Origin of the sequence: Paenibacillus lautus NBRC 15380 (assembly GCF_004000945.1) — a bacterium.
In the GTDB taxonomy this organism is placed as follows: Bacteria; Bacillota; Bacilli; order Paenibacillales; family Paenibacillaceae; genus Paenibacillus_AQ; species Paenibacillus_AQ lautus.
Genome location: NZ_BIMF01000012.1, coordinates 53,682 through 71,701, shown reverse-complemented (window position 1 = coordinate 71,701; position 18,020 = coordinate 53,682). Strand labels below are relative to the sequence as shown.

Annotated in this window: 15 protein-coding genes; 3 read left to right on the top strand and 12 right to left on the bottom strand. The window is 50.6% G+C overall.

The window, feature by feature from the left end:
- Position 1: 1 nt before the first annotated feature.
- The 3 genes from PLA01S_RS20135 to PLA01S_RS20125 all read right to left on the bottom strand — a co-directional run bounded on the left by PLA01S_RS20135 (position 2) and on the right by PLA01S_RS20125 (position 4,896).
- Complete coding sequence (locus PLA01S_RS20135) at positions 2-1,504, bottom strand: MDR family MFS transporter (protein WP_127593740.1); 1,503 nt, start codon at positions 1,502-1,504, stop codon at positions 2-4.
- A gap of 246 nt (positions 1,505-1,750) precedes the next feature.
- Positions 1,751-2,158: a VOC family protein gene (locus tag PLA01S_RS20130; RefSeq protein ID WP_127593739.1), complete on the bottom strand. Its 408-nt coding sequence runs from the start codon at positions 2,156-2,158 to the stop codon at positions 1,751-1,753.
- Positions 2,159-2,433: 275 nt separating this feature from the next.
- Positions 2,434-4,896 (bottom strand): UvrD-helicase domain-containing protein, encoded by a 2,463-nt coding sequence (locus PLA01S_RS20125; RefSeq protein ID WP_127593738.1) that lies wholly within the window; start codon positions 4,894-4,896, stop codon positions 2,434-2,436.
- 290 nt (positions 4,897-5,186) lie between these two features.
- Between PLA01S_RS20125 and PLA01S_RS20120 the strand changes: the two genes are divergently transcribed.
- On the top strand, positions 5,187-5,381 hold the full coding sequence (locus PLA01S_RS20120; protein WP_127593737.1) for a hypothetical protein: 195 nt from the start codon (positions 5,187-5,189) through the stop codon (positions 5,379-5,381).
- A gap of 202 nt (positions 5,382-5,583) precedes the next feature.
- Here the strand turns inward: PLA01S_RS20120 and PLA01S_RS20115 are convergent, their stop codons facing one another.
- The 8 genes from PLA01S_RS20115 to PLA01S_RS20080 form a co-directional block, all read right to left on the bottom strand.
- Positions 5,584-6,834 carry an anti-sigma factor gene (locus tag PLA01S_RS20115; RefSeq protein ID WP_127593736.1) on the bottom strand — a complete coding sequence of 417 codons (1,251 nt, stop codon included), beginning with the start codon at positions 6,832-6,834 and terminating at the stop codon, positions 5,584-5,586.
- Entirely contained in the window at positions 6,831-7,331 is a 501-nt protein-coding gene (locus tag PLA01S_RS20110) for a sigma-70 family RNA polymerase sigma factor (RefSeq protein ID WP_127593735.1), read from the bottom strand. Before PLA01S_RS20110 ends, PLA01S_RS20115 begins: the two co-directional genes overlap by 4 nt.
- A gap of 202 nt (positions 7,332-7,533) precedes the next feature.
- Positions 7,534-8,295, bottom strand: coding sequence for a stalk domain-containing protein (locus PLA01S_RS20105; protein ID WP_127593734.1), 762 nt, complete (start codon positions 8,293-8,295; stop codon positions 7,534-7,536).
- Between the two features lie 55 nt (positions 8,296-8,350).
- Entirely contained in the window at positions 8,351-8,977 is a 627-nt protein-coding gene (locus tag PLA01S_RS20100; protein ID WP_127593733.1) for a phage tail tape measure protein, read from the bottom strand.
- Positions 8,978-9,151: 174 nt separating this feature from the next.
- Complete coding sequence (locus PLA01S_RS20095) at positions 9,152-10,252, bottom strand: ArnT family glycosyltransferase (protein ID WP_246059703.1); 1,101 nt, start codon at positions 10,250-10,252, stop codon at positions 9,152-9,154.
- A gap of 179 nt (positions 10,253-10,431) precedes the next feature.
- On the bottom strand, positions 10,432-10,662 hold the full coding sequence (locus PLA01S_RS20090; RefSeq protein WP_100539963.1) for a YczO family protein: 231 nt from the start codon (positions 10,660-10,662) through the stop codon (positions 10,432-10,434).
- A 99-nt stretch (positions 10,663-10,761) separates the two neighbouring features.
- Complete coding sequence (locus tag PLA01S_RS20085; RefSeq protein ID WP_100539964.1) at positions 10,762-12,618, bottom strand: bifunctional diguanylate cyclase/phosphohydrolase; 1,857 nt, start codon at positions 12,616-12,618, stop codon at positions 10,762-10,764.
- Positions 12,619-12,884: 266 nt separating this feature from the next.
- Positions 12,885-13,502 (bottom strand): DUF5317 domain-containing protein, encoded by a 618-nt coding sequence (locus PLA01S_RS20080; RefSeq protein ID WP_127593731.1) that lies wholly within the window; start codon positions 13,500-13,502, stop codon positions 12,885-12,887.
- Positions 13,503-13,801: 299 nt separating this feature from the next.
- Between PLA01S_RS20080 and PLA01S_RS20075 the strand changes: the two genes are divergently transcribed.
- Together PLA01S_RS20075 and nfsA are read left to right on the top strand one after the other, a co-directional pair.
- The gene (locus PLA01S_RS20075) at positions 13,802-14,005 is read left to right on the top strand and encodes a cation transporter (RefSeq protein ID WP_100539966.1); all 204 of its coding nucleotides are present in this window, start codon (positions 13,802-13,804) and stop codon (positions 14,003-14,005) included.
- A 188-nt stretch (positions 14,006-14,193) separates the two neighbouring features.
- Positions 14,194-14,934, top strand: a complete 741-nt coding sequence (gene nfsA / locus PLA01S_RS20070; protein WP_127593730.1) for an oxygen-insensitive NADPH nitroreductase — start codon at positions 14,194-14,196, stop codon at positions 14,932-14,934.
- A gap of 683 nt (positions 14,935-15,617) precedes the next feature.
- Here the strand turns inward: nfsA and PLA01S_RS20065 are convergent.
- Positions 15,618-17,933, bottom strand: a complete 2,316-nt coding sequence (locus tag PLA01S_RS20065; protein WP_127593729.1) for a helix-turn-helix domain-containing protein — start codon at positions 17,931-17,933, stop codon at positions 15,618-15,620.
- Positions 17,934-18,020: the final 87 nt, after the last annotated feature.

Here is an 18,020-nt window from a genome sequence, read left to right as displayed (position 1 = left end):
ATTAGGCTCCCTTGGCCTTGGCAGGAACGGTCACCCGTTCGTTGCCCATCATGAGCACGAACACCAGAGCCAGCACCGCAGGCACAAGCGCCCACAAGAACGTATTCGCAATGGAATCCGCCAAGGAAGCCGTGATCTGTTCACGCACGTTCGGCGGGAGCTGCCCCATCACTTCAGGTGAAAGGACGGCATCCGCATTTAACTCGGCACCGGCCGGCGCGTTTCCTCCGGCATCCGCGAGCCGGTTGTTCAGGCCGTTGCGCTGGATGATCCCGAAGATCGTAATCCCCACCGTCATGCCGAAGGAGCGAAGGAAGGAGTTCGTCGATGTTGCCGCACCGCGCTGTCTGGCATCAAAGTTATGGATGGAGGCCATGCTGAGCGTGGAGAACGAGAACCCGACGCCAAAGCCGGTCAGGACCATGAAGAGCGTTAACAGGTAGCGCGGCGTATCCGGGCTGATCGTGCTCAGGCAGAAAATGCCAGTGATAAAGCACAAGACGGACAGAATCATGATGTTTCTAAACGAAGTCCGGGTTGTCAGCATACCGCCGCCTTGGCTGCCGAATACGCTGCCGAGCATCATCGGCATCAGAATGAGGCCAGAATTAGTTGCCGATCCACCGTACACTCCGCTCACAAAGATCGGGATGTAGATGGTTGCCACGATAAAGGTTGCTCCATAGAACAAGGCAACGATATTGCTCGAAGCAAACAGGCGTTTACGGAACATTTGGAAGGAAATAATGGGTTCGGCTGCTCGGGTCTCTGCGAACAGAAACACGATAAACAGAGCAATGAATCCCCCGAACAACCCCAGAATTTGCGGTGAATCCCATGGATAGGTTTGCCCGCCCAGCTCCAGACCGAACATCAGGCAGATGATCGCGCCTACAAGCGTTGCAGCCCCCGTCCAGTCAATCTTTTGCTTGGCATGGGAACGGGACTCCTTGTAGGAAGTCATGATGAAGATAAAGGATACGATCCCGATCGGAACATTGACATAGAATATCCATTCCCAGCCGATGCTGTCGGTAATAAAAGCACCCAGCAGCGGTCCCATAATGCTGGAGGTACCGAATACGGCACCGAGCAAACCCGTCATTTTACCGCGCTTCTCCGGCGGGAACAGGTCAAAGACGATGGTAAACGCAATCGGCATAAGAGCACCGCCGCCGATTCCTTGAATCGCCCGGTAAATAATAAGCTCTGTCATGTTGTTCGCCATCCCGCAGAGGGCGGAACCAATCAGGAAGACAACCAGCCCGAATATAAAGAACCGCTTCCGTCCGTACATATCGGACAGCTTGCCGAAGATCGGCGTGCCGGCCATAACGGCAACCATGTAGATCGAGGTTACCCAGACGACTTGGTCGAAGCCCTGAAGATCGCGGATAATCGTCGATAACGCGGTCGCTACAATCGTGTTATCGATGGCGGCCATGAAGATGCCGAGCAGCAGACCAGCCACGACCAATTTGATGTTGCTTTGTTGTGCATTCATGTTAAGGATACTCCTTTTCCATATTCAACTATGTACATATTATTCAAATTTGAATAATTCGGTGGTTATATTGTAGCCGGATTAACAGAGGTTGGCAAGATGTTTAATGACACAGCCTATCTCTACATTCTGGACAAGAAAAAACAAGGCCAACCCAAAGCTTATGGGATGACCTTGCGATCATAAAGAGTCAGCTGCCGGAATGCCTTCGCGCCGAACGCGCTGCTAGCTGTGCCGATTAAGGCCCTAACCGTTCATCTGCGGCGATTTGGGATCCATCTGCATGAATTCGATCCGGTTGCCGTCCGGATCCCTTGCCCAGCACTGCCAGTTGAAGTCTTTCCCTTGGACCGGCGGGGCGTCCAGCTTCACACCCTGATTGCGGAGATGCTCCGCGATGCGCTCGATATGTTCCACCTCGAGGCAGAGATGGGAGAATCCGACGGGCCGCTCCACTTGCTCCGGTTTCTTTTGCCCACCGTAAAACAATTCGATAAACTGTCCTTCACGCACCTTAATGTATTCGATCCAGGGCTCGCCCTGATCGTTAGGAATATCAAAAGCACGGGTGAAACCAAGAATATCACAGTAAAAATGCAGAGACTTCTCCATATCGGCGACATCGAACGCCAGATGGGCGATACCTTTAATCATGACGGCATTCCTCCTTGGTATGTATTGAAGCTTAAGGATCAGACGTATTCATAAGTCTAATTGTAGCTTATTCTGTATACGCTTCCATATATATTTACAAAATCGGGGTAATAAAACAATGAAGAGTAAAAGGACCGACCTGATACGTTCGCTGAAGAACGAAAAGGGTCGGTCCTTATTTGTATATTGGATAGCAACCTACTAGCATACGGATTCATGATTGCAGAAAAATGATCGTTGTCATTATTTTCGGTAATTCCAGGAACTACTGGTCCCTAACGCCTCTGATGCACCGGAACTTCTTTACGCCCCTGTTTCATAGGCGACTGGCATAAAGGACAGGCCTTGCTCTCCCGATCCCGTGTGCCAGCAGGGATTCTCTTGTTGACTCGCTGCCAGCCTTTGCAATTGGCGCTGGTGCACAACCACACGTCGACGATCTCCGTCGCAGCGGGTGCAGCCTGATGCTGTAAGCTGGGAGCGGAGCCTGTACCGATGGGTTGGCTCCTCTGACTGGCAGCGCTCACCGTTGCCCGCCCAGCAGATGAAGGCAGGGATGAGCGCTTGGTTGAGGTTGAGGTAGAGGACTCTATGCGGATCGTGCGTTTTGGCGTAAACGACGAGCGCGCCGTTGACCCGCCGCCCTTGCTTTGTATGCTGTTGCCTTGTTTGCTTTGCTCGTCCGTGACAAACACATCGCGGAAGAAGCGGGAAACCTCCGCTTTTCGACCCCGATAAAAGCCCGGCGAACTGATAATCAGTTCATCCCGTGCCCTCGTGATAGCAACATAAGCCAATCTGCGCTCCTCTTCAAGCGCATCCAGCGCCTTATCCTCTTTGCCCGACAGCGGACGCTGATCGTCCCTGCGTTCGGCGTCCAAAGCGGACGTATGCGGCAGAATGCCCTCGCTTGCCCCGATCAGGCATACCGAGGGAAACTCCAGCCCTTTGGATTTATGGATCGTCATTAACCGGACGGCATCGGCATGCTCGTCCCGTTTCATAGCCGCCATTTCCTTATGAATGATGATCAGTCGATCAACAAATTCGACGAACTCAGCTATATCGCCAAAGCGCTTCGCCGAAGCCTCCAACTCATCCAGTCCTTCCTGTATGAATTCCTTATGGAGGGTGATCTCCTGCCGCTCGTCTGCCTCCAGAAACTTGTCATAGAATTGCCGCCTCATTTCCTGTACGGCCTGAAGGGGCTCCATCGCCTTTAGTCCCTTAATGAGCTTTGTGCGATCTCTAATATTCTCGACCTGGAAATCCTTCAGGCCAGGAAAGGATAGAAGATGAGATAGAGGGCCCTTCTTGGGACGCGGAGCATCCTGCTGCCGAATGAAAGCCATGCCTTTGTCCCGGTTCATGTACAGCGTATGGAGCATGCCCTCCATTGCCGTAAAATTGCGCCGGTCCAGCGACAGCCGCAGATGGTCCATGAGCGGTTTGACAATCCACTGCTCGTAGAACAGATCTCCATTCTCGTAATGAATGAACGGAATCTCCCGCATCACGAGCTGTTCGAAAATAGCCCGGCTGTTGTTCGCGGTTCGGTACAGAATCGCATGATCGCGGTACTGCTTTCCGTGCTCCCGGACCTGTTCGGTAATATGGGTCAGCAGCAGCTCCGCTTCTTGGTCGGGATCGCCTGGACGAAGGTACAGCGGTACGCTGCTGCTCTTGCGGGTAGACCGCAGCTGCTTGGGACGGCGGCGTTCATTGACGCGGATTATTTCATTCCCCAGCCCGACGATCGAGGAGAGGGATCGATAATTGATATCCAGTGTCACCACCTTGGCCCCGGGAAACGTCTGGTCGAATTCCAGAATGAATTCGTTACGCGCCCCGTTGAAGCCATATATGGTCTGGTCATCGTCACCGACAACCATCAGGTTGCGATGCGGGGCGACCATCTTCTTCAGCAGCTCATAGGGCAGCAGTCCCGTATCCTGAAACTCGTCGACCATCACATAACGGTACCGCCTTTGAAGGGAGGCCAGCAATCCGGCATCCTGAGACAGCAGACGGTAGGACATGACCAGAATATCATCGAAATCCATCTGGCCGTGGTCTTCCTTCCACTCTTCATAACGGGCGAAGATTTGCCTTTGCTCCACTTCCGCAGGTGTTTTGACAGGCAGCTCGTCAAGTCCGGTCATACTCATTCGATGGGCCGACCAGAGCGATAGCAGCGTCTCGGCTTCGTAGCTATCCTGCAAGCCCATTTCCCGCAGGATCCGCTTCATAATAAATTGCTGATGCCTGGAGTTGCTCAGGATTTCCTGCCTGTAGCCGCGGGTGCGCAGCAAGTACAAGAAGAAGGAGTGGAAGGTTCTTGCCGTTACTTTGGCGGTTTCGCTAGCCCGTAAGCCGGGAAGCGCCATGATGCGTTCCTTCATCTCGGCTGCCGCCTTGGATGAGAAGGTGACAAGCAGGATGGAAGACGGATCGATCTTTTTGGCCGCAATGAGGTAGCCTGTCCGGCTGACCAGCACGGAGGTCTTCCCGGAACCCGCGCCTGCAAGCGTAAGCAGCGGTCCTTGCGTATGTCGTACGGCCTGGATTTGGGCGCGATTAAGCAGCAGCCCCTGTGATTCCAAGCCGCGAAAAAAAGCCGCATCCGGCGCGTCATCGCTGATCAGGTCCTGGCTGTTCTCGAAGGTAGCCAGCTTGGCAAACGGAATATCCTGACGCTCACCGCCGTATGGGCGTTTATAAAAGGGTATGGATGTCATGAAATTCACCAATCATTTCGTATTTCGGTTATCGTTCTACCAGTTTACCGGATTCTCGGAAGTCTGGCAAAGCGCAGGATATGGATAAGAACCCCGGGATGCGAACACTTATGAATTCATGATGTGAATTTCAGAGGCGCACGCCAGAATTGGGCTGATTTGCTCCGATACATCCGGCAGCCAAACCCGCGGATACGAACCAACTTTACACCCGGGGAAAGTGTTATATCATTTAGGAATGTTTTTAGAAGAGCAAAGAAGAGAATAGACCATGTTCAAGGAGGACTCTTATGCTGGTTGTTATTGCTATTTTGCAGCTCATTATGATAGGCATTTTGCTGAACATCAACGGGAAGCTGAAGCCGCGAGACTATATTGCTGAAGCGATGGAGAGGGACCGCCGCATCCGAGAGGAGCGGGAGAGGAAGCAGCAAATGGAGTTATGGTCACATGAGGCAAGTGCTGACAGCGCAGATCATTCATGACCTGAATCATTTATATGAATAACAAAAATCCCGGGCTCAAAATAGGGGAGTCCGGGATAGCTGTTGTCCTTATGTGATTTGCCACGTCGTGTGCACGGCTCCCTGTGGTGCACGGTGCGTAGTCGGGGAGTGGCCTGGATGGCTGTTGACAATATTCATGTCAGCAAGCCTGTTGAAGTATACGGCATTCGCCAGAAGACCATCACTCGGTCCAATTCCACAGCCGCACTTCTCCGACCCGCAGGTCGCGGACCCAGGATACCTCACGCAGGGTCAACAGCTCCTTAACGGGGCCGGTAATGACGGCACCATAGAGACGAACGCCGTTCTGTTCCACGTAAGCTAACGAAGCATCTACGTCAACAAACGGAGCCACCCGGTCGGCAATCAGGTCATATTCTTGCAGCAGCCGCAGCGATTTGATGAAGTGTTCATTCCGCAGTTCCCCGTCTCCATAGGTTTCTATTGAAGGGTAATGTCCGCCGCTGGACACGATTTTGCCAAACCAACCGCGTTTTTCTTCCTTATAGGAGGTAATCGTCAAATCATCATGATGCCAGACGGGATAAGACGGAAAGCCGACAGGATTGGAGATCACATCGTCTCCGCCGCCGAATCGTTCATCCGGTCCGGTATCTACGGCAAACCAGACGGCCTCCATATTCCGGTTCTCGAACTGCTTCAGCAGCTCGTCGGTCGTGAAGAAGCGGTTAAACGATACATAAGCCTCGGCTACGGTGCCCTCGGGGAGTTTTTCAAGCCTGGACCAGTCCCCGCTCTTGGCAGAAGAGGTGACAGCGTTCTGTTCTTTTGACTGTTCCTTGGGATCTTCTTCTTTGTCCACTGAAGACGCCTCCGATGGGCTGTCCGGTCTGTAGAATACGGATGATGGACTAGAACTGCGAGAATTCCAGTCCACGTCGACGGACGGCAGACCGAACAGGAAGTTGACGGTGTATTCGCCGACGGTCACACGTTCTTTCCCTACTTTCTTGTCTATATCCCCGTACACTTCCTGCATGAAGAAGATTTTACCCTGACTGTTTAGTGGAACCTCTATGTTAGGATGGGAGATCGAGATGGCGGAAGCAATGGCATCCCGGTATTTATCGTTTCGGCTCGGATCGCCGACCCCGTAAAACAACGCCGTAATGATCGAGCTAATGACCGTTATAGCCAGAAACGCCGATATCACCGTCAGCGTATTGGAGATTCGGGCTTTCCATTTGCCCCTGCGCACGATTCGTTTTTCTTTCTTAGGCGACAGGCCGGCCTGATCGTCAGCGGCATGTGGAGGGCTGGCATCGCTCGAACCTTCGTTATCCATCATTTCGTTCACGTAAGCCTGGTATTCCTCCAGCTTCTCCATTTCCCGTTCGATTTCGATTTTTTCCTCGTCAGACAGCTTGCCATCTGCATAATCCTTCAGCCGCTGCTTGAATTCCTCGCTCATAACGTCCCGTCCTTTCGTTTCATTTCCCGCAGCCGCTGCCTGGCCCGAAATAACGTGATTTTGATATGGGATAAGGTGATGCCCATAATATCCGCCGCCTCCTGGTATGAGAATTGATGAAAATCCACCAGAAGCACCGCTTGCCGCTGCTTCTCCGGAATATCGGTTAACATCCGTCCGATTTCTCTTTGGACTTCTTGCTGGAGCAGCGCATTTTCCGGGGTGTTCCGATCAACCATCTGCTCGAAAAAACCAGCATCCTTGACGATGCTTCGGCTCGCTTTGCGCTGATAATCCACATAAGCGTTATGGGCAACCCGAAATAGCCATGGCTTGATTCGTTCTTCCTTCCAATCCTCGAGATACAGATATGCCCGGTAAAAGGTTTCCTGTACCAGGTCTTCGGCCGTATGGTGATCGTAAGAGAGGGAGTACAAGTAACGATAAACGTCTTTCACGTAATATTGATAAATCGATTCCAGACTGTTCAGTTTCATGTCCTCCCCTCTATGTAACACACGTATAACCAGGGCATAAAGTTACAGTTAGGCTGTGAAAAATGGGACGGGGCTTTAACCCGATAACCGCAAAAGCAAAAGCCCGCCAGGTGAGCGGGCTTCCGATAGAATATGAAGTGCTGCATCGAAAGGGGAGACTGCGGTAAACGGTGGGGCTCACGCGCTGTGCAGCATTCGGAAATCACTTGCTGTTCTTGTTTATGTAGGCTGAAAGCGTTTTGTATGGCTTGCTGTCTTTTTCGGCATAGTCCAGCGCTGTTTTTCCGGATGCATCTTGAATGGAGGCATCCACCTTGTGCTGGTTCAGCAGCTTGTCGATGAAAAAGTCATTTTTGTGGATGACAGCCAGATGCAGCGGTGTTTGACCATCGGAATTTTGCAGGTTGTAATCAAACTCACCGGCTTTTCCGTCCATCTGTACAAACGGCTCGTAAAGGGAAGAATCGCCGTTTAGAATCAAATAGTGCAGCAGTCCGTTGCCGGTTGCTTCATCTTGGGAATACAGCTTCGCTTCACCGGCAGCGATAACAATATAAATCTTTTGCATATTCAATTCGCCATTCATTTCGATCATCTTACCAAGATTCTTCACCAAATGGCGTTCTTGAGCAGGTGTTCCTTCCGACTGGGAAGGTGTAGTCGGGTCGACGGGGATTGCCTCTCCATTCGAGGATTTGGGAATAATCCCGATCGCATCGGCACCGACAGAGCCGACCTGATATCCAAGCGCTTCCGAGAAGTTCCGCAAGGGGACATAGAGCTTGTTCTGAATGACAACGGGGGACTCGGACATCTTGGCTTCCGATCCGTTGACCAGGATTTTGGAATGGGACGGTACGGCCTTTAGATAAACAGCAGCGCCAACGGCCGTGCCGGCTGTCAGCGCCACGCCGACAATCGCGCCGAGTGCAAAAGCAGGAACAGAAGAGAAACGTTTTTTCATATTATCCTCCCATGGCGGTATATGGACTTTTACACCATTATATACCAATACGGCATTACCTCAATTGAATATCCGGATCCAACACGATAATTCGCTGTTCATCCAACGCGGTGTGCAGCAGTTCATCCTTCAGTTGCTGTGTGCTGGTTATGACGTCAGGCTGGTTTGTCTTCATATCCGTCGTCAGTTTTTTCACTAATCGTTCGATCGATAACATATCCCGATATTCTGGCGGAGAGTAGTCTTCCCAGTACTGATCTTCGCTGATGCCCATCGTATCCAGTATGCGCAGGTGTTGTTCTTGCACCTGCCGCGGCTGGGTCTGGAGCGTTTGCCGAAGCGCCTTGGCCCTTTGAATTCCATCCTCCAGACTCGCCGCAACGCCTTGTTCGTCGGCCAATTGAAGCATCAATTCCTTCGTTGCCATTTCTTTAAGAAGCGTGGAGTCATCAGGAAGGGGCGCGGTGTTATGCGCGAGGTTATGCTTATAGGCAGTTAAATTTGTATGCGTGATGTAGGTGGAACCGACTTGAATCAGCGCCTGTCCGTTCATATTGTCGTTCATGCGATGATTCTGGCCCGAGCGATGCGAAGCATCCGTAAAAAATAGTATGATGCTTACCGTCAGGACGCTTGCCACAGCGATGCTGAGAATGGTGATATATTTACGGTTTATTTTCATACCTACCTGACACCTCTCTTGGCTGGGATATATGAAAACGAAGTTATAATTATAGACGTTTTATCAGCCTGAAAGGTTCTGGAAAAATGTAAAAAAACGCCTGAAGGCACGGATCAAAGTGCTTTCAGGCGCAGAAGGCTCATGATGATGGAATGATAGGCTTCGCGTTGAAGCTTACTTACGAAGCAGGCGGGTCTTATGTGCATAGATAATCGCTTTGTCCGCGAGAAAAGCAGCGTAGAGGAGCAGGAAGACCGAATAAGGAAATCCGGTACCGTCCAGGCTGGGAACCAACCATTCGGCGGCAATAAAATACAGTAGGGTCAGCAGCACCGGGAGCTGCCGTTTCAGACGATATTTCCAAACCGACCAGATGACGCCGGCAACCCCGGCAAACAGCATGACGAGACGGACGGCGTCCAATGCGGATTGTACGACCTTTCTTGCCTCCTCATTTCCGATCGCTGCTGCATATTTGGAGGTACGGCCAGCAAATATGCTCCGGAAGAGATGAACCAGAGGGTTGCCTTCGATGTATCTCGATTCCAGCCACAGCGAGGCAAGGTTCCACGGACCGGACATATACATCAAACGATTGAAAAGCGGGATGTTTAGCCACCATGGAGACAAGATGAGCAAATACCCCACGCTAATAAGAACGAGCCCGCCGGTTACGATTTTGACCGGACTGCGGTACTTGATCCAAAAGGGAATGAACAGTACAGGGTACAACAGCGCCTGAAGGTTGTAGCAAGCCATAAGCGCCGTAAGCGCGCCGGCAGCCGCGTACCATCCAGCCTGCTTCAATTCAAGCGCTCCGATGACGGCGCAGACCAGAAGCAGCATCAAGGTTTGCATGGTCGTATCCGGCAGGATCAGCCGGACTGCGCCGTAAGCCGGCCAGAACAGCGCGTAGATCAAACATGATAGAAAAGCGATTCGCGTATTAAACATGTAGCGGGACAGCACGAAAACCAAGTAGACGGAAATTGCATGAAAGACGCATTGGAGCAGCTGGTAGGCAACCAGGGCAGCATCCATGCTTCCGAATAAGGCTGTAAGTCCGGCAATCATAAGCGGCACACCGGGCATGACGCTGGAGGCATGGACTTCCAGGTCTCCACCGGGGTGGCTGATCATGGCCGCACTTTGAATATATCGTTCTTCAATCACGCTGCTTATGCTCGGGGAACGTTCATGAAGACCGGTAAGAACCAGCAGACATGACATAACCAGAACCGCTGCAATCAGTACCAGCAGCATCCTTCGCTGCACACGGTTTAACGTCCATATGGAAAACAAAGGGTCCACTCCACTCTTTTATATAATCTCTAGGGTTCAAATCAGCATACATACTCTTATATAGTAAAGAAAAAACGGTGAAATAAAAAGGCTCCGCCAAAACGGAGCCCGTAAGTTCAAGTTACGTTGCAGCGACAGGGTCAGTCCCACTATTAAAAGCCGCTGTGATACTTATCGTTACTGGATGAACGATTCTTTGACGTCCCGTCCCGCTGCTTCTCTTCCTGGCGCTCCAGCCTGGCGTCCTCCATCGGAATCGGGTCCACATGCTGTTCGCTCTCGTGCATATCGAACAGGCTTTCTTGTTCCGTCGGATATTGTTCAGGGTGATCCATGTTGCCGGGACCGTTGTGAAGCGGTAGATCCTTTTTCTTGTCAGCCACCGTTTCTCACCTCATTTATCGTTGTGATACTACCTTTATACCTTATTTGGGGAAGTATCAAACATGATGAGGTGATAAAGGGAGGGGGCATAGGTCTTATTAAGACGTCTCCGAACCGGCTGCAGGCTGCTGCTGCGCTTCCGCTTTGAGTCTTAAATAACGGATAAACAGCTCAACAAGCTCCGGGTCGAATTGCGTGCCCGAGCAGCGGAGCAATTCCTCAATTCCCTCCTCGAAGGTTTTTGTTTTTTGGTAAGGCCGTTCCGTTGTCATCGCGTCAAAGGAATCGATGATGGTCAGCATCCGGCACAGCTTGGGGATTTGGCTGCCCTTGAAGCCGTGCGGATATCCGCCGCCATCATATCTTTCATGATGCAATTCGATGTAAGGAACCAGTTCCTTGAATTTCTCGTTCGTTTCCGCAATGCGTTTACCCCAGCTGACATGCCGTTTGACGGTTTCCCATTCGCCGGCCGTGAGCTTGTCCCTTTTGTTCAAGATCCCCCAAGGAATCTCCAGCTTGCCGATATCGTGAATGAGTGCGCCGAGTACAAAATTGCGTCGCTCCACACTATCAAGCCCGAGCACTTCGCTGATGTCCATGGCATAGCGGAATACCCGTTTGGAGTGTTTGAACGTATCTACATCTTTATACAAGAACAGCTTCAGCTGCTGCTCAATATCGCGGACATCTTCCGCGAAGTCAATTTCGGATTCTTTTTCGGCGCCGCTCCCGTATACATGCACATTATTCTTACCCTGTTTCTTGGCATAGTACAGCGCCTGATCGGCAAGCTCGACAAGCTGTGACTTGTCATGGATATCGATCCGATAGGACGCAACGCCGGCAGAGAAGGAGAGACACCCGGAGGGGAAAATCTCGACGCCGTCAAAATAGGTATCGTTCAATTTTTTGCGGAGCCTGTTAATGAAGGAACGGGCTTTATTGTCATCGTAACCCGGCATTAGAATCGTGAATTCCTCACCGCCGAAACGGGAGGCCACCACCTCGGCCGTTTCGGATTCCACCTTGAGGTAATTGCCGAGAAATCCTAGCAGCATGTCCCCTTTCAGGTGTCCGAATTGATCGTTGTATTTCTTGAAATCATCGATATCGATCATAGCCAGCGACAATGGCGTTTCATTGGCCTTGGCTTTCTTGATCTCGTCTTCCAGCAGGCTTTCAAAATAACTGTGATTATACAGGCTCGTCCGTTGATCCTTGATTGCTTTTTCCTGTACTTCGTTATACATCGTGAATAGCTGTTTAAAGGAATAAGAGAGCATCACGCTCAGGCCTATGAATAAGGTAAGACCGAATACGCCGTTATGTACGATAAGAACGGAGAGGACGAGCGACAGTATGAGCGTACTCAAATAAACGAGCAGGGTGTCTTTAATGAAGGACTTCAGAATGTCGTATAAAGATCCCCGATATAACAAGTAATAATAAAATCCAAGCAGAAAAACGTTAATAATAAAATAGACGAGCAGGGCGCCAAGATAAGCACCAAAATGATCATTGATGATGGGGCCCGGTTGTCCTCCTGCTGCCTTAAAAACAAGTGAGGAACCAACGATCATGAGTGTATATATGGAGAAGTTGACAAAATGCTTCCAAAAAGGGATCTTCCTGTCATACAGTGCTGTTGCCAGAGTATTGAATAGGATTACCGAAAGAGCAAAGGGGGCGCCATATATAAATATGCAAGCTAAATAAACGGAAGAATCCATAGATTGCAAATTACCCTCAGGCGGCAGCTGGAAGGTGAAGTAATTTAATATTAGGGCGGCGCCTAACATTGCATAAACCCATACCCACTGTGAAGGAGAGTAGTATATAAATTCTCCTTGATGTACTAGTAGAAAGGTTATACAGCCCATAAGTGAAATGAACACAAAGTACAGCTGTCCCGGAAGTTCCCTGGAAATCTTAGGACGCTTGAATATGGACATAACGGTTTCTCCTCAATTAAAAAAGCATGGTGTATTCTCCACATTTTAAGATATATTGCGTCGCAAAACAACGAAAAAGATGTAAAAAAACAGGCTGAGCATTCCAGCCTGTTTTTTTGGGTGTTTATGTTATCCCAATCTGTATCCGGAAGTCAGAGCGACAACAACGGAAGCAACGATGATCGCATTCAACACGATGCGGGAATACTTAATTTTATCAGTTTTCTTCATAGTTCTCCCTCCTTTCCAGGTGGTATGATGTATGATTAATTCTGCGGTTCAGCATGTTCAGTCGTATCGGATTTGCGCATTAAGGTTTGAACATTGGTATTCTTCCCGGAAGTCACAAGATGGACAATGTAGAGGAATATACCGATATTCATGATAATATCTCCGATACTGATTACCTGCGTTCTTGGATAGGGTGGAGATAACGGAATGATGTCACCAAGAAGGGACAGGCGGGTAGAAGCGTCCATAAGATAGTGCTTGGTAGTAGCTGTGGCATCCATTAGCATGTCCACATAAACGGGATCCAGCACGGAAGCTGCGCTCATGGAAACGGGCATTCTGCCACCGTTCACTGCCATGACAAGGAAATTCAGAAAGACACCTGCCAAGATGCTGCCAAAACCTTTCTGATCTCGGTTCATCCAGAGAAAGATCATGCCGGCAACGTAGATGAACATAAAGACGTAGCCGCTTGCGGCTGCCAACCAATCAGAGTTCACTTGAAAGCGGAATATCAGCAGCTGCACAATCAGGAGTATAGGGAAGATTAAGCCGCCCTTCAGACGAATCTTACTGAATTGCTGCAGTCCATGACGGAGTCCGCCACGTATCAGTCCGACAATTAACCCAAGTATAATGCCGTCAAATACCATGATAGAATTCCTACTTTCATAGTTCATTATCTCTGTAATTAAGATAGTTCGACAGCGAATTGGAAATTCCTTCAACAAAAATCAAATTTTATGAAAAAAATGTGAGGGTCTGATAAAAAGCTTGTCCCTTCCTGTATGAATCTAATGAATTATGTACATTATAACAGATTAAAAGGATAAATCTTCCTACTTTTTTCGTGTTTCTGTTGCAGAAAAGAGCAAATTCTTGAACTTTACATACCTATGGGGGGTATAGTAAGGTTAAATGGTACAACATTATATGATAGGAGGACGACAACATGAAACAAGTGACATTGACAGTGGAAGGCATGTCCTGCAACCATTGCGTGAACTCGGTGGAAGGCGCGCTGAAGAATGCGGGAGCTTCTGGTAAAGTCGATCTTGCATCCAATACAGTGGCCGTCGAATACGACGAAACCAAGGTCACCCTTGAAGCATTGAAAGAAGCGATTGAAGAGCAAGGCTACGATATCGTGTCCTAACGAAAGATTCCCTGGAATAATCCAAAGCCGCGAGCTTTGGCTAAAATAGGAGCCGGCTGCTGAAGGCGATCGACAGCAAGCCGGTTTTTTTGCGTTTCGGTCGCTGGCCGCCTTAAACTTGCACTGCCCAAGCCGAAGTTTCATAATAGATGGAACAATTCTTTAAGAGCCTAAGGAGTGGATACCCGATGAATGATACCATATCACTTCTGATGAACCATCGATCGATTCGTAAATATTCGGATCAGCCCGTGTCCGAGGAGCAGCTAAGGACAGTTGTGGCAGCAGGTCAGATGGCATCAACCTCAAGCAACGTCCAGGCATACAGCGTGATTGCCGTTACCAATCCGGAGAAGAAGCAGCGGTTGGCCGCTTTAGCGGGAAATCAGGCGTATATTGTGGAATGCCCGGTATTCCTGGTCTGGTGCGCGGATCTGTATCGTTTGAAAAAAAGCGCAGAGGCGCACGCGGTTGATCAAGAGACGTATGAAGATTCGACCGAGAATTTCATCGTGGCCACGGTGGATGCCGCTTTGGCTGCGCAGAATGCCGCGATCGCCGCGGAATCGCTTGGTCTTGGGATCGTGTATATAGGCGGGGTCCGAAACTCCATTGCCGAGTTCTCCGAGGCTTTGGAACTGCCGGAGCTGGTCTATCCGGTATTTGGCATGTGCCTGGGCTACCCGGATCAGGAACCGGGGCTTCGTCCCCGGCTTCCGGTGGAGGCTGTTTTGCACCGCGACAGCTACGATCCGGCGGCCCTGGAAGAAGTGAAGAGTTACGATCGAATCTCTTCCGATTATTTGTCCAAACGCACCCATGGCAAGAACAGCGCGCCGTGGTCGGCGCTTATGGCTAAACGCCTGGCAGAGCCGGTAAGGCTGCACATGAAGGACTTCTTGAAGGGGAAGGGGTTTATGGGGCGTTAGACATGAATAGAGAAGCGGGTATACGGCTGCTCTCGTAAATCAATAGAGAGAGCGGGTACGGCTGCTCTATGGGGAATACTCCGGAGGGCACGGCTTAGGAACTAAGCCCGGCCGCGTAACCAAGCCCGGCTGGCGTGGGATTGGTGGCGTGGGAGACGCAGTGTTCCGAGAGTTTGACGTAGCTTCCAAGCCGTCAGCCGGAACGAGTTACGGCCCGGCCGCGTAACCAAGCCTGGCTGGCGTGGGATTGGTTACGCGGGAGACGCAGCGCTCCGAAAGTTTGCCGTAGCTTCCAAGCCGCAAGCCGGAACGAGTTCCGGCCCGGCAGCAGCAGTATCGGACCTCAGATCCGTTATTTTCGCTCGAGGCTCGTTTTTCCGGATCTATCGGACACGCGTTCCGTTAATTAGCGTATAATCCGAAAAATAAGGGCCTTATTCGGTAAATAACGGACCTCATGTCCGCCAGCATTCGAGAAATGGTGCTTTTGATCAAAATAAGGTCCGCTGAGTCCGCTAAAATGTGCAACTCGCTAAGTGTGCAGCAAAGTACGACGCTTAAACGTAAGTCATAACACAGAAACGGGGCTGTCCCAAAAGGTCATGAAATACGGACCAAGGGACAGCCCTTTTTTCAGCGGTCCCCTATTATACGGAGATTGCTGATCAGGATGACATGCCGAGTCATTTGCCGATGCCCTGCTGACGGTATTGCCCGGGCGTGATCCCTTCCAGCTTCTTGAACATTCGATTGAAGTAGGGAGGCTGATATCCTGCGGCTTCCGCAATCTCGTGAATACGAAGATCTGTGGTCAGCAGGAGTTCTTTGCAGCGGTTCATGCGCACGGTTGTCAAGTAGTCTATATAATTCGTACCCGTCATCTGCTTAAACGCTTTGCTCAGCTGGGATACACTGACACCGGCTTCCATGGCCATGGTATCCAGGGAAAGGTCTTGCATCCCGTTTTGCTCGATTTGCTCCAGTACGTTTTCGACCAGCGATTTCATGGAGCTGTTGAAGTTCTTGGTTAACTGATCGAGGTAGGGTTCGATGATTTCTTTCTGGAACCAGGTCACGCAGGCCTTCGGATCCCGAAGCAGGGACAGCTGTTCCTGCAGATTGGAGAAATCGTACACCTGGTATGGATTTAAGCCAGCCTGCAGCATAGACCGGTGAACGCTGGTAATTAACCGCATGAGGCCGTGGTGGACATGCCACTCCGAGCCTCCTCCGGCTTGAAGCGCTGTTACGAAGCGGCTTAGGGAGCGCAGCGCATCCCCTTGAAGCCCAAGATTCAAGGTGTGAATGAAATCCTGCTCCAATTCCAGCGGAAAGTCGATCCAGTCGTTTTTCTGGGAAAGCACGGTATCTGCTTCCAGCAGCTGACTGCCCGCGTCAAAGGAGCGGTAATGCAGCGCCCGCTTGGCCTGTTCGAGAATATGGGGAACATCGGTCCAGGTTGAGCTTGGTCCTCCCAATACGATGGTTGCCGACATGCGGAGTGTATCGCGCAAAGCCCGCATGACCTGATCGCACAGCTGCCTCATCATACGCGTCTGTTCATCGGTTTTATGGGAAGCCGGAACGATCAAGATGACGCCGAAGGAGCCGTCGAAGAAATTGATGGGATGCATATATGCGCTTATGTCCTCTGCCAGCTCCTGGATCACGTTCAGAGCGGCATAGGTGAGAAGATGCTGGTCATTTTCCGTCAGCGGCGTCCGATCCTCCCCGTGGGTATGCTGCTGAAGCACGATGGCCGAGAACTGTTTATTGGTAATGTCAAGGTCCATCTCCTGCAGCTTGAGCACGTATTCGGGCTCCGTCAGGTGGGCGGCTTGTCCACTCAAAAATTGATTGATATAAGCCTCCCTGATCGCGGGCAAGGATCGCTTCCACTGGCTTTGCAGCGTATCATGCGAGAACCGATACTGCTTCCACTCGTGTTCAATATAATCCAGCTCATTGTATCGCGAGCTCGGTTTGGCCTGATCGCCGCCAATCATATTCAGCATTTTGCGAATAGGGCGATACATGCTCTTAGAGGCAAACCAGCTCACAGCCAGTGATGCCGCGAGCGCAAAAGCAAAGCAAATCAGAATGATATGGGTATACGGCTTCGTTGGAGCAATGATCTTGGATTGCGGCGTGCCTGAAACATAGGTCCAACTTTGTTGCATTTTTTCGAATTGAACGGTATTCACCAGCAATACATCCTGGTCGACCGGAACCTTCAACCGCAAATTCGCGCTCCGGGCATTCTCGGGAAGCTTCAGCTGTTCCTGAATCGCACTCATCGCCTTCGGCATGCTGCGGCTCATCCCCGACTCCCCGATGACGTGACCATGGTCGTCCAGCAGGAACGAGAGATTCTCGCTATTGCGAATGACGTGCAGCTTCGATGGATCAATATAGATGACGATCGCGCCGTAGGGTGTATGACCGTTGAAGGGAAGTCGCATGACAAGCGCGTGGGAAGATTTGTCCTTGTTAAAAGGCCGCTCCAGGTCATGGACCCAGAACATGTCCGTATCTCCTTCCATGAGCTTGTTGAAGTTTAACGCATCCTGTTCCTGATTCAGTGTCCGCAGCCCGAGATCAGGCTCCATGATTTTATTTTGCTTTTTGATATAGAGATAGACCTGATCCACCAGGGGATCGGCATTCTCTACCAGGTTCAGCGTACTGAACAGCTCGTTTGTCTCCTCGATATTCGATACAAAGTCCATATCGGACAAGGAAGGCTTGAAATGGGGTTTTACCACCATATTGAGGGCGTAGTGGACCAACTGGGTGAATTGCTCGTCTACTTGTCTCGCAGCGTCAACCAAAGCTTCCTCGTTCCGCTGCTGATATTGGTTAATCATATGCTGGTTGCCCACATAAAGGTAAACGGCCGTTATGGCCGAGATGGGGAGGCATGTTAACAACACGGCAAGCGCGATGCTTCTCCAATACATAATACCTTTGAAAACGGATTCAGGATTCTGCTGCCTCATTACTTTAACCCCCTGTTGGCATAAACAAATCAAAGGCTTGATCGAAACGAGCCGGTAAATGATTACATACTATCATAGCGAAAGAGT